General features: G+C 40.1%; 15 protein-coding genes. 7 read left to right on the forward strand and 8 right to left on the reverse strand.

Annotated elements, in window-relative coordinates; all coding sequences use genetic code 11:
- Positions 1-361 precede the first annotated feature (361 nt).
- A complete protein-coding gene (locus tag RMY27_RS25365) occupies positions 362-658 on the forward strand; it encodes a hypothetical protein (RefSeq protein WP_322667642.1) in 297 nt (98 codons plus the stop codon).
- Positions 655-858 (forward strand): hypothetical protein, encoded by a 204-nt coding sequence (locus RMY27_RS25370; protein WP_322667643.1) that lies wholly within the window; start codon positions 655-657, stop codon positions 856-858. Before RMY27_RS25365 ends, RMY27_RS25370 begins: the two co-directional genes overlap by 4 nt.
- Here RMY27_RS25370 and RMY27_RS25375 read toward each other — a convergent pair.
- A complete protein-coding gene (locus RMY27_RS25375; RefSeq protein ID WP_322667644.1) occupies positions 855-1,007 on the reverse strand; it encodes a hypothetical protein in 153 nt (50 codons plus the stop codon). The two genes, RMY27_RS25370 and RMY27_RS25375, sit on opposite strands and share 4 nt — an antisense overlap.
- Before the next feature lie 147 nt (positions 1,008-1,154).
- Between RMY27_RS25375 and RMY27_RS25380 the strand changes: the two genes are divergently transcribed.
- Positions 1,155-1,964 carry a prohibitin family protein gene (locus RMY27_RS25380; protein WP_322667645.1) on the forward strand — a complete coding sequence of 270 codons (810 nt, stop codon included), beginning with the start codon at positions 1,155-1,157 and terminating at the stop codon, positions 1,962-1,964.
- A 189-nt stretch (positions 1,965-2,153) separates the two neighbouring features.
- Here RMY27_RS25380 and RMY27_RS25385 read toward each other — a convergent pair whose 3' ends face one another.
- The gene (locus tag RMY27_RS25385; protein ID WP_322667646.1) at positions 2,154-2,615 is read right to left on the reverse strand and encodes a hypothetical protein; all 462 of its coding nucleotides are present in this window, start codon (positions 2,613-2,615) and stop codon (positions 2,154-2,156) included.
- Positions 2,616-3,111: 496 nt separating this feature from the next.
- On the opposite strand from RMY27_RS25385, the gene RMY27_RS25390 reads away from it, so the two are divergent.
- Positions 3,112-3,384 carry a hypothetical protein gene (locus RMY27_RS25390; protein ID WP_322667647.1) on the forward strand — a complete coding sequence of 91 codons (273 nt, stop codon included), beginning with the start codon at positions 3,112-3,114 and terminating at the stop codon, positions 3,382-3,384.
- Positions 3,385-3,599: 215 nt separating this feature from the next.
- Here RMY27_RS25390 and RMY27_RS25395 read toward each other — a convergent pair whose 3' ends face one another.
- Genes RMY27_RS25395 through RMY27_RS25405 form a run of 3 tightly spaced genes read right to left on the reverse strand, consistent with a single transcriptional unit; the run spans position 3,600 to position 6,047 of the window.
- Positions 3,600-4,028, reverse strand: a complete 429-nt coding sequence (locus RMY27_RS25395; protein ID WP_322667648.1) for a DUF2358 domain-containing protein — start codon at positions 4,026-4,028, stop codon at positions 3,600-3,602.
- A gap of 12 nt (positions 4,029-4,040) precedes the next feature.
- On the reverse strand, positions 4,041-5,195 hold the full coding sequence (locus tag RMY27_RS25400; RefSeq protein WP_322667649.1) for a glycoside hydrolase family 10 protein: 1,155 nt from the start codon (positions 5,193-5,195) through the stop codon (positions 4,041-4,043).
- Between the two features lie 33 nt (positions 5,196-5,228).
- Positions 5,229-6,047, reverse strand: coding sequence for a DUF1206 domain-containing protein (locus RMY27_RS25405; RefSeq protein WP_322667650.1), 819 nt, complete (start codon positions 6,045-6,047; stop codon positions 5,229-5,231).
- Between the two features lie 202 nt (positions 6,048-6,249).
- Here RMY27_RS25405 and RMY27_RS25410 point away from each other — a divergent pair, with 202 nt between their 5' ends.
- Positions 6,250-7,113, forward strand: a complete 864-nt coding sequence (locus RMY27_RS25410; RefSeq protein WP_322667651.1) for an alpha/beta hydrolase — start codon at positions 6,250-6,252, stop codon at positions 7,111-7,113.
- 305 nt (positions 7,114-7,418) lie between these two features.
- Complete coding sequence (locus RMY27_RS25415) at positions 7,419-7,874, forward strand: pentapeptide repeat-containing protein (RefSeq protein ID WP_322667652.1); 456 nt, start codon at positions 7,419-7,421, stop codon at positions 7,872-7,874.
- A gap of 236 nt (positions 7,875-8,110) precedes the next feature.
- On the opposite strand, the gene RMY27_RS25420 is transcribed toward RMY27_RS25415, so the two are convergent.
- Entirely contained in the window at positions 8,111-8,968 is an 858-nt protein-coding gene (locus RMY27_RS25420) for a sulfite exporter TauE/SafE family protein (RefSeq protein ID WP_322667653.1), read from the reverse strand.
- A gap of 428 nt (positions 8,969-9,396) precedes the next feature.
- Here RMY27_RS25420 and RMY27_RS25425 point away from each other — a divergent pair, with 428 nt between their 5' ends.
- Complete coding sequence (locus RMY27_RS25425; protein ID WP_322667654.1) at positions 9,397-10,581, forward strand: anion transporter; 1,185 nt, start codon at positions 9,397-9,399, stop codon at positions 10,579-10,581.
- A gap of 204 nt (positions 10,582-10,785) precedes the next feature.
- Here the strand turns inward: RMY27_RS25425 and metK are convergent, their stop codons facing one another.
- A complete protein-coding gene (gene metK / locus RMY27_RS25430; RefSeq protein ID WP_322667682.1) occupies positions 10,786-12,060 on the reverse strand; it encodes a methionine adenosyltransferase in 1,275 nt (424 codons plus the stop codon).
- Positions 12,061-12,321: 261 nt separating this feature from the next.
- Entirely contained in the window at positions 12,322-13,326 is a 1,005-nt protein-coding gene (locus RMY27_RS25435; protein WP_194044767.1) for a phosphoribulokinase, read from the reverse strand.
- Between the last annotated feature and the right edge of the window lie 277 nt (positions 13,327-13,603).

Here is a 13,603-nt window from a genome sequence, read left to right on the forward strand (position 1 = left end):
ACGATAGTTTAGGGGTTGCCCTACGCAAAAATAGCTCGATGCCAGGTCTCATTATTCATACATCAAGCCCCATCCTTAGAAGGATGGGGCTTTTTGTTATGGTTGTCTGACAAAAAAACTAATTCAGATTGATTATTATAGTACTTGCAATCTCCATTTGTAGAGCGCTCACACTAACAATTTATCGTTTGGCTAACTATAAAAACACTAAGCTTAGGACATATTTATTTTATCGCCGTCCAGTCTTTGTCAGACATCGCCTGATTGCAGAAAACTGCATAATTAACGAATATTAGCTTGTTTATCGTCCAAAGGTGCAGTTTTATTAGATACTCAAAGAATCTATATGAAAGCGCGTCTTATGACGAGAAAATACGGATTACACAAGTGTTTGCAGTTTGGACTGGCAGGGTTACTGGGCTGGTTAATTGTCAGTATCTTGACTGCTAAAACCCAGGCACAGCAAAGTAATATCGTACCTGACAATACACTTGGGGCTGATTTCTCTCAAGTTATAGGCAACTTTCAGGGACAACCGATGGAAGTAATTACAGGCGGTGCGATTCGCCAAATCAATCTATTTCATAGTTTTGGAGAATTTAATGTTAGCGCGGGACGGGAAGCGTATTTCTTATTAATGCCAGGTCGCTGTCTGTGAAAAATGGTTCACAACTGAGTGCTAGCACTTTGGGACAGGGAGATGCTGGTAATGTAACCATTAATGCCAGCGATACAGTACGCTTTGATGGAACTGCTAGTACTGCCTTTAGTATTGCAGAGACGGGAGCGGTAGGTAAAGCTGGTGGCATTAATATCACCACCAAGTCACTTTTGTCACTAATAATGCAAGATTATTAGCCAGTACTAGTGGACGAGGAGATGCAGGCAATGTGAATATCAACGCCAGTGATATAGCCTTCTTTGATGTGGGAAGCCATAGCCTTTGCTCTTGTAAATGCCAGAGGAGTGGGGAAAGCAGGTACGATAATCCGATTATCGAACCGCAAGGTCTATATCGGCTGAATAATGGGCAGTTGCTATTGAGTCGAGAATGTTCTTAATTTTGGATCAAGTCGAGCTAAAATCATGACGGGAAGAAGCCCATAACTCCTAAATATGTGTCTCTATGCAAGATGCACACATGGTTCACACAGATGATAAAAATTACAAGTTTTAACAGTGCCGGTAAACTGACCGCTCTTTTGTGTTTGATAACTCTCTTCCTCACGCCTTGTGTGATTATAAATGCAGGAGAACGTGGTGTATTAATGAAATTTGGCGAAGTACAAAACCAGATATTAGGAGAAGGACTTCACTTAATTATTCCTGTAGTCAATACTGTGAAAAAGTTGAGTATTAGAGTCCAAAAACAGGAAATTTCTGCTGAGGCTTCTTCCAAAGATTTACAAAATGTTTTTGCCGATGTAGCTCTCAATTGGCATATTATTCCCCAGGAAACAAATGTCATTTTTCAGGAAATTGGAGATGAACAAAATGTAGTTATTCGGATTATTAGCCCAGCCGTTGAAGAAGTACTAAAAGCGGTAATAGCAAAGTATACGGCTGAAGAAATTATTACTAAACGAGGAGAAGTCAAAAGTGGAGTAGATGATGCATTGTCTACACGCCTGGGTAGCTATCACGTTGCAGTTGATGATATTTCTTTAGTTCATGTCCATTTTTCAGAACGATTTGGTGAGGCGGTGGAGGCAAAGCAGGTTGCTGAACAAGAAGCAAAACGAGCAGAGTTTATAGCACTGAAAGCCATAAAAGAGGCTGAAGCAAAAGTTAATTTAGCCAAAGGAGAAGCTGAGGCACACAGATTATTACGTGATGGTTTAACTCTAGAAATTCTGCAAAGGCAAGCAATAGAAAAATGGAATGGTAAGCTGCCATTAATTGTAAGTAAGGAGGCCCCAAAATTGTTGAATTTAAGTGAATTTTTAAAATTGGATGAAAATTGATCTTCTTGCTTGCTGATTTGCTCTCCATCAAGAGTTCAGAAACCCGATTTCTTCAATAAATCAGGGTTTTTTCTTCGTAACTCTTCCATACATTGCTATATCTACTACATATACATAGTATAGAATAGTATGGACGCACAGATGTGCACCTATACTATGAATTCTTTTGTGGAAAGGTGATAAACTAAATTAACTGTTGGAGAATAAAATAGGAGAATCAAGAATCTTCAACTGAATCAATAGCATAATCAACAGGGTATAAAGTGTTGAAGAGATTAGACCTGTGAACAATTCTTTTTTGAGGTTATGCTCTTGAGGTTCTTTTTGAAAAATGTCCTTAGAACCGAATTGCATCAAGAGAATTCCCACAATGTTAGAGAGCCAGTATCCGATAATTGAATAAGGTAGAAGCAATTTTGGGGAAAGTAAACTACATGCATACCCAAACCCATAAGCTATTGGCAGATTGAATAGTAGGTCATTCCACCAACATAGTGGTGATAATAAATATCCCAGTACTACAAAAAATCCACCTCTGAGTTTTTTGAAAATATCTTTTTTGAACTCTACTGGAGTAGACTTTTGTAGTTGCTCTAGTGCTGTGTCTTTTGTTCCATTCAACTCTTGACTAACGTTTTGGACGCTTTCCATAAAAACCCACTATTCCTATCGTCTTAGTGCAGTTTAATATATAAACTAAATTAACGTCTAGTACACGAGTAATGAAATTTTGGCTTTTTGATGCTGAAACTTTTACCACTGGATAGTTTCAGCAAAATCGTAAGAAGCAAAATTGAGTTTAAATCAACCGCAAATTCATGATATCTGAATTTCTGCCAGAGACACATCAGTTAGTTCGCTTCTTGCAGAATCTAGGTTTTTCCTTAAATATCTGAGTGAGATAGAAAAATTTATACACAATTGAGACAATCAAGCTATTTATAGCTCAATAAGTTTCAAAATCAAAATATGTCATTCTAAATCATAGCACACGAGAATTTACAACACCGATACTACAATAGCCAGAGCCTTATTAGGTTAGGGTAAATGTTGAGTTGCAAAATTTTTATGTTTTTGCATATGGCAAGGGCAGAAATTTGAACTAATAGTAGCTACAATAAAAGTGCTAAGGCATCTTAATCGAACAATGACAGATTTAACTCCAAACAGCACCTTTTTAATAGTAGGAATTGTTTTTATAACGATTGCTGTAATAGGGCAATCTAAATTAGCTTTCATTGAAATAAATCCTGGTTGTTTTGGAAGATTTTTAGCTTTATTTATTGGTCTTTTGAGCCTATTATATGCTTTGGGGCTACTCAATTTTTCAACAGTAAACCTGGACTTCTTAAGAACTTCTCTGACAGAGCAAATCAAACAGAGTATAAGTTCAATTAATGACCTTTTGCAAGGTTCGTAATCGGTTAAAAAGAAACTTTTCTGTCTGCTCTTAATATTTTGAGGAGGAGATAAAGCACAGCTTTATCGGGGTGAGGTTAAGCTATTTTTATTAGGAGGTACGGGCCAAACGTACTGCTACCACTAACGGAACTCAGCATTTTTCATAGACTAGTAGAGTATGTTTGGTCAAACTCCGTAACCTACCTACTAGTCCGTCAATGATATAATAGCTAACTAACTATCTCCTTCGCTTTGCCAAAACTGCCGTAAAATCTCTCCAGGCTTTCTATCCCAGGTGTCGATATGCTTGTATATCAAATTATCTTGATTGAGTTTATAGGTTGAATAGCCATTAAAAAGCAACCCAGCTTTCCAGGGAACGCGCAACACTCCCCGCACCGTCCATTTTGCTAAAATCGTGTCTTCGGCTGACTGATAAACTTCATGCACATCAAAGTAAATCTGAGTAAAAAATAGCCGAGCGTGAAATCGTAAAGTCCAAAATATAATGCGATAGTTAAATTTGTATTTGAATGTATTCACCGGGTCTTTAAAATAAATATCCTGTGTATAAATGTCATAAGAAATATCTTTTTCAAAAAGTGTCGGTAAATCTTCTTTTAAAGTATGAATTACCTTTTCCACTGGCAACTTATATTCCACGCGCCTTTTCCCTTAAAAAATCTTTTTTAACAAATTTTCTGCTACTGACCAAATAGAAGGTGTCGTCTTGTGACTCACACCACCTGCATTCAAATCTGACAGAGTAGGAAATGATGCAGACTTAGCATAAGGCCCATTGCGCAAAACTTTAGCAAGGGTATTGTTATTCTCGCGCAAACCTTCGTAAAAAAAGAATACCTCTCCTTGAATGCCAAGTTGACGATTGTATTCAATTGCCTGCACCAGATATTCTGGACTAATGCAATAAGAGCCAAGCTTCATCAGTATTCCTGGTGCTAACTTGGGCAGTGTTGTATCTGTAAACTGCTGGTTTACCAGTTTATCAGCGATCGCCTGATAACTCCTAAAGTCACGGCGATAAATCTGCGGCTGAATCATATCAACGATTCCCCGCTTCAGCCATGCGGGTGAATCTTGCAGATATTCCTGGAATGCCCAATCATAAATATTAGGTGCGATCGCAACTAATAAATTAGGATTAACCGCTTTCACCTCCCGGTAGAGACACGCCAAAAACTCACTGAGAATATCTGCACGCCACTGTAACCATTGCCTATCCTTGTGGTGTTGTGGGGGATTGCGATCAAATTTCTGGCGATAGCGGTTGACAGTTACCTCATCATAGCCACCTTCACAGGGTAATGCAGGGAAGCGATCGTCTCCTTGAACACCATCCACATCATAATTCTTTACAACTTCCAGCACCAAGCTCAACAAGAATTCTTGCACCTGTGAGTCGAGTGCATTCAACCACTCAAAGCCGTTTTTCTTCAGTAAGTTACCATTACAATCAAGCGCAGCCCATTCCGGCTTTTTCTGTAAAAGTACACCACCATTCAAATTATAGGAACTGGCAAAACCGTATTCAAACCAAGGAATGACTTTCAACCCGACTCGCCGCGCCTCAACTATCACCTCTTCTAAAGGGTCGCGACCTACAGACATCGGGTCAATTTCGACTCCACATGTCTGCTGCATTGTTTGACTGGGATATAAAGTTACTGCCTTGTTCCAAACAACGGGAAACACCACATTAAATCCCGTTTCGGCAAGCACATCCATCGCCTCAGCAATGCGTTGCTTTGACCTGAGAACCTTACTATCAGTAGTCGTCAGCCATATACCACGGGTTTCTATTATTGCCATTTCTATAAATTTAAATTCTCGGCACTGCACCGTCTAAACATTGACTAGCCGACGATACCGCGCCTGTATTATTGTGTAAATCCCATAAGCAACTAAACCTAGTGCCACAATACCCAAAAGCCATGCTCCGTTAGGCTGTTGCGCTAACGTCTGTAATACTTCATCTAAACCTTCGGCGGTAGCGGCGTTCGACTGTTTTGCAGCTTCAATTAAAAACCAACCGATAATACAAAATACTATACCCCGTGCCGCTAAACCAAATCTGGAAATCCTCATTACCCATTGGGCTTCTGTGTTGCTTAACTCAGTTAAATTGAGTTCTTTACGAAATTTGCCACTAAAAGCTTGATAAAACTGATAGAAGCCTAGAGCAATTACAAACACCCCCACAGTTCCAACTAACCATTGACCAAAGGGTTGAGAAAGCAAACGTGCTGTCGAATCTTCAGTAGAATCACTACTATTTTTAGCGCTGCCTGTACCCATAACGATTTGCACAGCAGTTAAGGCTAAACTTGCATAAATCAAGCCATTAACTGCGTAACCAATTCGCACTGCCAAACCTTTGACATCATTACCTTTATTTTCTGGGTCTTTAATTGCCTGTACAAAACGCCAGATTACGTATCCAATCAAGCCAATTGCAACTAAAGCCAGCAAAAATTGACCAAATGGCTGGTTAACGATTGTTTGGAGAGCGCCTTGGGTATCAGTTGTTTTACCACCACTGCCAAAAGCCGCCTGTGCTGCCAGTAGTCCAACGATACCGTAAACTACTCCCTTGGAAACATAGCCAAACCGTCCCAGTCGCTCAACCCACAATGAAGCATGGTTTGTCAACTGTTGTGTCATGGTAGTTGGGGAAAATTATTATATCTACCTTTTACCAAAATTACCTACGATTCACATCTACCTCAAGACAAATTGTCTAATATTTTTGCAAAAAAGCACGATCGTAATACTGTCTTTCAATAGATGTGAGGCTGCTCAAAATAATATTAAACTTGTTCAGTATTATTATTTAGTGTTTTTTAATGCTGAATTTAGATTAATTATGTCTTTAATAGAAAGTTCTTGTAAACACGAATATATAACTACCAATGGGGTAAAACTACACTACGTTACCCAAGGTGAAGGGGCATTAATGTTGATGTTGCATGGGTTTCCTGAGTTTTGGTACTCTTGGCGGCATCAAATACCAGAATTTGCCCAAGATTTTAAAGTCGTCGCTCTTGACTTGCGTGGCTACAACGATAGTGATAAACCAAATGAGCAATCAGCTTATGTAATGGCTGAATTTATCAAAGATATTGAGGGAGTAATTAAAGGATTAGGATACCAAAAATGTGTATTAGTTGGACATGATTGGGGAGGTGCGATCGCTTGGAATTTTGCATACAGTCACCCCGAAATGTTAGAACAATTAATTATTCTTAACCTGCCTCATCCTGCCAAATTTGCCCAAGGGTTACGCACCCCCCAACAGTTGCTACGTAGTAACTACATATTCCTCTTCCAATTACCGTGGATACCAGAATTACTCTTACAATCTTCAGACTACCAAGCAATTGAAACAGCTTTTAAAGGTACAGCAGTGAACAAGAGTGCTTTCACCAAAGCAGATATTGACGCTTATAAAAATGCCGTTGCAAAACGGGGTGCCCTCACAGCAATGTTGAACTACTACCGCAATATTTTTCAGCAGAGAATGCTAAATCCAAATTGGAACGTTTTAGAAGTGCCAACACTGATGATTTGGGGAGAAAATGACATTGCACTCGGCAAGGAGCTAACCTACGACACCGCAGCCTATGTCAGGAATTTCCAAATCAAGTACATACCCAATTGTGGTCATTGGGTGCAGCAAGAACAGCCGGAATTGGTTAATCAATATATGCGAGAATTTCTGAGGAATTAAACTAAACCATCAATTGATAAGTATAAATACTTCTATAACTAGCTATAGGAAGTAGCGCCAGTTTTTACTTTTAAAAAGATTTAATAGTGATTTAAGACTGCCATTTTTGGAGAAAATTTTGGTAAAAATAGCCAAAAAATCGAAATTAATGGCATTTTTGACATCACTTTTATCTGTGTTTCAAATCACAATTAACTTGTCAGAAGATAGATTGTCACAAGAGAGATTGACCTCACGAAGTTTAGTGAGATAATAGAACTGTGAGGGACAGAACGGACGCAACTTGATTATTAAGGGGGAAAATTATGAAACTCCAGCTATTAGCGGCCATTGCCTTAGCAACTCCCCTATTTTTTGCTAGCTCGGTTAGAGCTGAGAATCCACAGGATTTACAAAAGCTGCTTTCAACTGGGGAATGTGTTAAATGCAATCTATCAGGAGCTAACCTCAGTGGGGCTCATTTAATTGGTGCTGATTTGAGAGGATCGCAGCTCCAAGGAGCCAACTTTGTAGGAGCTAACCTCGAAGGTGCTGACTTAACTGGTGCAAACTTGGCAGGTGCTAACCTAACATCTGCTTATGTAACCAATGTGAATTTGAAGCAAGTTAATCTCAACGGAGTAAATTTTACTCGTGCTACAATTCACGATTCTAATGTGTATCAAGCATCAATGAACGATCTAAATCTTACTGATGCGGAAATATTTAACACTGGAATCGGGATTGGTGGAGAAGACGCTCAAATTCCCGATTGGAAATAGACCAACTGAGTACACAGGTTAAAATCAAATACAACATAGGTTTTGGCGGGTTTTAAATCAAATAAACTAGTTTTTTGCGAGAATTATCCTTAAAACCTGCCTCTACAAAAATATTAAAATAAATGAAACCCCTCTGCGGTGTAATCACTTTACTATGGTAAAAGCAGAGGGGGTTTCTTATGGGCATTGTTACCAATATCTACACAAAAAGTGCAATCAAAATCTGAAAAGCTTTGTTATTTCCCATTAGAAGACTTTACTTTATGAAAGACCCGAAACGCGGATATATTCAAGATGATCCCTAGTATGACCTTTAGTATCCGTGGTGGAATAATACCGACAAGCATTCCTCCGATTATGGCTCCAATCACCGAACCAACTCCCATAGGCGCTATAGTATTGCCCAAGAGTGTACGATCTGCAAATGCACCTCGACTAGCATATTTGATAACCCCTACCAGTACAGTTGGTAAGCTAACGATAAGACTGGCTGTACCTGCTGTTTTGATATCCGCACCAAAAGCAAAAACAAGTGTTGGGATAATCACTTCACCCCCTGCAACCCCAAGTAAACTGCTTACCAGCCCAATTGCTAGACCAAATAAAATACCTGCTGGAATACGCCAACTTAAAGCAGGCGGTAAAAGAGCTGGTATTTGTTGAGGTAGAAAACCCTCGACTATTAGGGCAATACCAATCACTACTAATAACATTAAGATGATGCGCTCAAGCTGTTCGTTTGAGAGCCTTCCTGCGATCGCTGCTCCGAAAAAGGCTGTGATAACCGCTCCAGTTATCAAGGAGAAAACCACAGGAAGTAATGGAATAACTTGACTCAAAGAAAGTGTACTGCCCCGGATTATCAGAGAAGCAGCGATCGTAATCAAGCTAATAGCTAGATTCAAAGGTACAGCCTGCCGCACTGAATAGTTCAATGTGCCAGCCAGGACTGGCAGTCGAAACTCTGCACCCCCTAAGCCAATCAGCCCGCCTAATACCCCAATTGGCACGGCGTAGAGAAAGGATAATCGGAAACGACGAACTTGCAAGCTTGTAGTTGTAGGCTTTAGTGCAGACGAATTATTCTTTTTCATTAATTTCCTACTTAGATGCTTTTCTCGTTAAAGCTATATATATCAGGATTTACTAAGAAAAAAGAGGGTTAGATAGGCGGCTAGGGCGTAATTAAACATTTAACTATGCAGGTAATCTGCTAGCTTCAATTATCGTTGGTTTAGTAGGTTAATTTATTGCACACAAGGCGAGATTTTTGGTGTGTTTCCCGTGTTAATAGTAGTTTATTTGACTAAATGTACGGATTACTTGAATGTTACTCAAGGGATGCTCAACACTACCATTATTGTTTGTGCTGGTTAGAATGTTGGTTTTTGATTTTAGCAGCGATACCTGCGGCGGGCTATGCCTACGCAGTTGTAGCTTTAGCAGTTTTTTGGTTCTGTGTACCTGAAACAAAAACAGGAGTTAATAGAAAAGCATCACATCAAAAGCATCTAGCGAAATCATGATTGTTTTCAGATACATCATCATAGGGCTGACTTATATAGGTTTGGGTTTAGGATATCTCCCTGGTTTGCGGATGAACCGAGCCAGTATTGCTTTAGTTGGTGCAGCTTTGCTGATGGCATTTGGGGTATTAAACCTCAAAGAAGCATGGCAAGCAATAGACTATAAAACGCTGATTTTCCTGTTTGGCATGATGGTAATCAGTACAAACTTAGCTTACGCTGGTTTTTTCCAATTAAGCCTTGATACAGTTACACACTTTACCCGTAGTCCTTTGGGTTTACTAATTGTTCTAACTTTCGGCAGTGGAATTCTCTCGGCTTTTTTTCTGAACGATACCATCGCTCTAATTTTGACTCCTTTGGTTCTCGGTTTAACCCAAACTTTGAACCTCAATCCTATTCCTTACTTACTTGCTTTGGCGGGAGCAACTAATCTGGGTTCAGTAGCTACCTTAAGTGGCAATCCGCAAAATATTTTGATTGGTTCTTTTTCTGGTATCAGCTATCTTGATTTTGCGAAAGCATTGACTCCTATTGCATTAGTAAGTTTGTTGATCCAAATTGCGTTATTGTGGTGGCTTTATCCTGATGTTCGTTCTACTAAATCTTGTCCGAGTGTAACCCCAGTGCGTTACCGCATATTTAAACCGTTACTTACTAAAAGCTTATTGATAACAGGAGGACTATTAATTGCATTCTTAGTTGGAATACCCACAGCCCAAGCAACATTCATAGCTGCCAGTTTACTGTTTATTACTAGACGAATCAAACCGCAACGAGTTTTAAATAAAGTAGATTGGGATTTATTGGTGATGTTTTCTGGACTATTTATTGTTACCGCTGGAGTAGAAAAATTAGGAATATTGAATTTATTTAGCGGTTTAGTTTATAATCCTCTGAGCATATTAGGAATTACTGCTCTGCTTTCAAATTTAGTTTCTAATGTTCCAGCAGTATTGTTACTACAACATTTACTTCCTCATCCAGATACCAAAACCTGGTTACTATTAGCAGCAGGATCTACCTTAGCTGGTAATCTAACTTTGTTAGGTTCAGTTGCTAATTTAATTGTTGCTGAGGCTGTTGCAAAACTTGGTTATCAGTTATCATTCTGGGAGCATTTACGTTTTGGTCTACCATTAACTATCTTGACTCTTATCCTGACTTATTTTTGGATTTAGTCATTTGTTATTTGTCATTGGTCATTTGTCAACGGTATGCTGAACGAACATGGTTAGAGTATTCTGACTTATGAATTATAAATTCTGACTCCTGTTTTATTTTTCGATATTCAGGTGATAACTAAAAAATAAGGGTATTAGTAACTTGTTAAGTTGCCAATACCCTCACGTAGATAAACTAACTTTTTACAGTAGCGTATAAGCCTAAGTCAATGCTTGAGCAACTACTGCCGAAAGTGACTCATTCGCTGCTTGCTTCAACAATTCGGCTTTATCGGTCTGTTCCCAAGGCAAATCTAAATCAGCACGCCCAAAATGACCGTAAGCCGCGACGTCCTGATAAAAACGTCCGCCTCGTTCACTTGGTAAGTTCCGTAAGTTGAAGGTATGGATAATCCCTGCTGGACGCAGTTCAAAGTGCTTGTTGATTAATTCCAGTAAGGTTTCTTCATCCACTTTGCCAGTGCCAAAGGTATCCACTAAGATACTTGTTGGTCGTGCTACACCGATAGCATAAGATAGCTGGATTTCAACTTTTTCTGCCAAACCAGCGGCAACAATATTTTTCGCTACATAGCGAGCCGCATAAGCAGCAGAACGGTCTACTTTCGTGGGGTCTTTGCCAGAAAAAGCGCCGCCACCATGCCGTGAATAGCCACCGTAGGTATCAACGATTATTTTCCGTCCTGTTAGACCAGAGTCTCCTTGAGGGCCACCAACGACAAATTTGCCAGTGGGGTTGACTAAAAAACGTGTTTCCTGATTGGGTTTAACGTCAATGTCGCCAAAAACAGGTTCAACCACTGCTGACCAGAGGTCTTGTTTAATTTTGGCTTGTACCGCCGCCTCATCCGTAATTTCACCAATACTAGCTGTATGCTGGGTGGAAATTAGAATCGTGTCAATACCTACTGGACGTCCATCTTCGTAGACTACGGTTACTTGGGTTTTACCGTCAGGACGCAGGTATGACAATTCACCTGTTTTACGGACTGCTGCCAATCGGCGAGCAATGCGGTGGGCGAGACTGATGGGTAAAGGCATCAGTTCTGGTGTTTCGTTGCTGGCAAAACCAAACATTATACCTTGATCGCCCGCGCCAATTTTGTCAAATTGTTCATCACTATCTTGTTCGCGGGTTTCTTGGGCGGTGTTAACGCCTTGGGCAATATCGGGTGACTGTTCGTCTATAGCCAGTAGAACGCTGGTGCTGTTAGCAGAAAAGCCATTATCAGCATTGGTATAACCAATTTCGGCAATTTTTTTCCGGGCAAGATTGACGAAATTTACATTAGCTTTGGTGGTTATTTCACCAGTAATTAACACCAAACCAGTATTAACTACGACTTCAGCGGCGACACGACTGCTCGGATCTTGTGTCAATAGGGCATCCAGAATAGTATCAGAAATCTGATCACAGATTTTATCTGGATGACCTTCGGTGACTGACTCAGAGGTAAATAGATATCGACGAGACAAAGGAAGTTCCTCCATCGAGAGTTTTTTCGTTAACCAAATGTGAGTATTTAGTTTAACTACTAATTTCTGAAATCATAACAATATTTATACTTCAGTCGTTAGTATCTTCTTGATATTGATAAAAACCACTAACTATAAGGTAAATATGCGTAAGTAAGATAAATGTATGCTAGTTATTTTGTAGTTAAAATGTATTTAATAACACAAAAAAAGGGGGTACCCGGAAGCGCCCCCATAAGCTTTGACACAAACACTGCTGCTTTAAACCTGAATCGCTAACTTTGCTTCCGTAGCTGTCAACCGCTCATAAGCAGCACGCATCTTCAAACCTGTAAGCACTTGGAAGAAGCCAGTTCCATTATTGGAACCTGGATACTCGCGGTGCTGGAGTAACAAGTGAGTCAATTCACCCTGATATTTTGTGGATGTATTGCTGAGATGGGTTTCGATATAAATGACTTCTTCCAAGTTGTCAAATTGACCATCCACCTCTAGTACTGAGACATAGCGACCGTAGTAAACATCTGAACCGTAGTACAGTTGCATACCAGGATAAGAACAGGTCAGCTTGCGTCCACAGGGAGTCCAATTGATTGTTGATCCTTCATCAAATAGGTAGGTTGGATCAAAGCCTTCTTTACCTTCCCGCTGAAGCATACGTACCCGTAGGACTCTGCGCTCGGTGTCGTTTTTGATCAAGTTTGTGGGCAATACCTGGAGAACCACATCAGCAAATTCTCTTTGTGGTTCAATAAATTTATCAAAGTCAGGTTTGCGGGAATTAATTTGCGCTAACACATCTTCGTAGCGATGACCGCGTTCAGCCATATCTCGCTGGATTTTCCAGGCAATTTTGACCTCATCGCTAATGTCAAAATAAACACTGAAGTCGATTAGCGATCGCACCCGCTCATCATATAAAGGATGCAGCCCTTCAACAACTATAATATGATTCGGCTCTATCCGCTCTGGCGGATCGATCAAGCCAGTTTCGTGGTTGTAAATCGGCTTATCAATCGCTTGACCACTTTTGAGCGCTTTAATTTGCTCATACATTAGGTCAAAATTGTTCGCCCTGGGGTCTAGTGCCGTTATCCCTGTTTCTTTGCGCTGTTTGCGATCCAAGGAGTGATAGTCATCCAAGCAGATGACTGTCATTAAATCTTCACCAAACAAATCGATCAAACGACGCAAAAACGTAGATTTACCGCAACCAGAGTCTCCGGCTACTCCAATCAGTACCACGCGTTCCGGCTTACTTGTCATAAATCTCCTCTAAAATACTAAAGTTGTGTCAATAATTTTTCACACAGCAGATTCTGAAGCCAGGAGTTTACCCCTTTGGTTTATCCTGCGTTCTTGCTACCTAGCACATCTATAAGACACCAAGCGGGTAGACAACAAAGTAATCAGGAGGCAGGAGGCAGGAGGCAGGAGGCAGGAGTAAGCCACGTTTAAAAGCGTGGGATTTAAGCTGTACATGCCTTGAATCCCGAGGCACTTTTGGCTCAATACAATTCTTATTTTTAAACTGGCCTTTTGA

The organism is Nostoc sp. DedQUE09 (assembly GCF_034530915.1).
In the GTDB taxonomy this organism is placed as follows: Bacteria; Cyanobacteriota; Cyanobacteriia; order Cyanobacteriales; family Nostocaceae; genus Nostoc.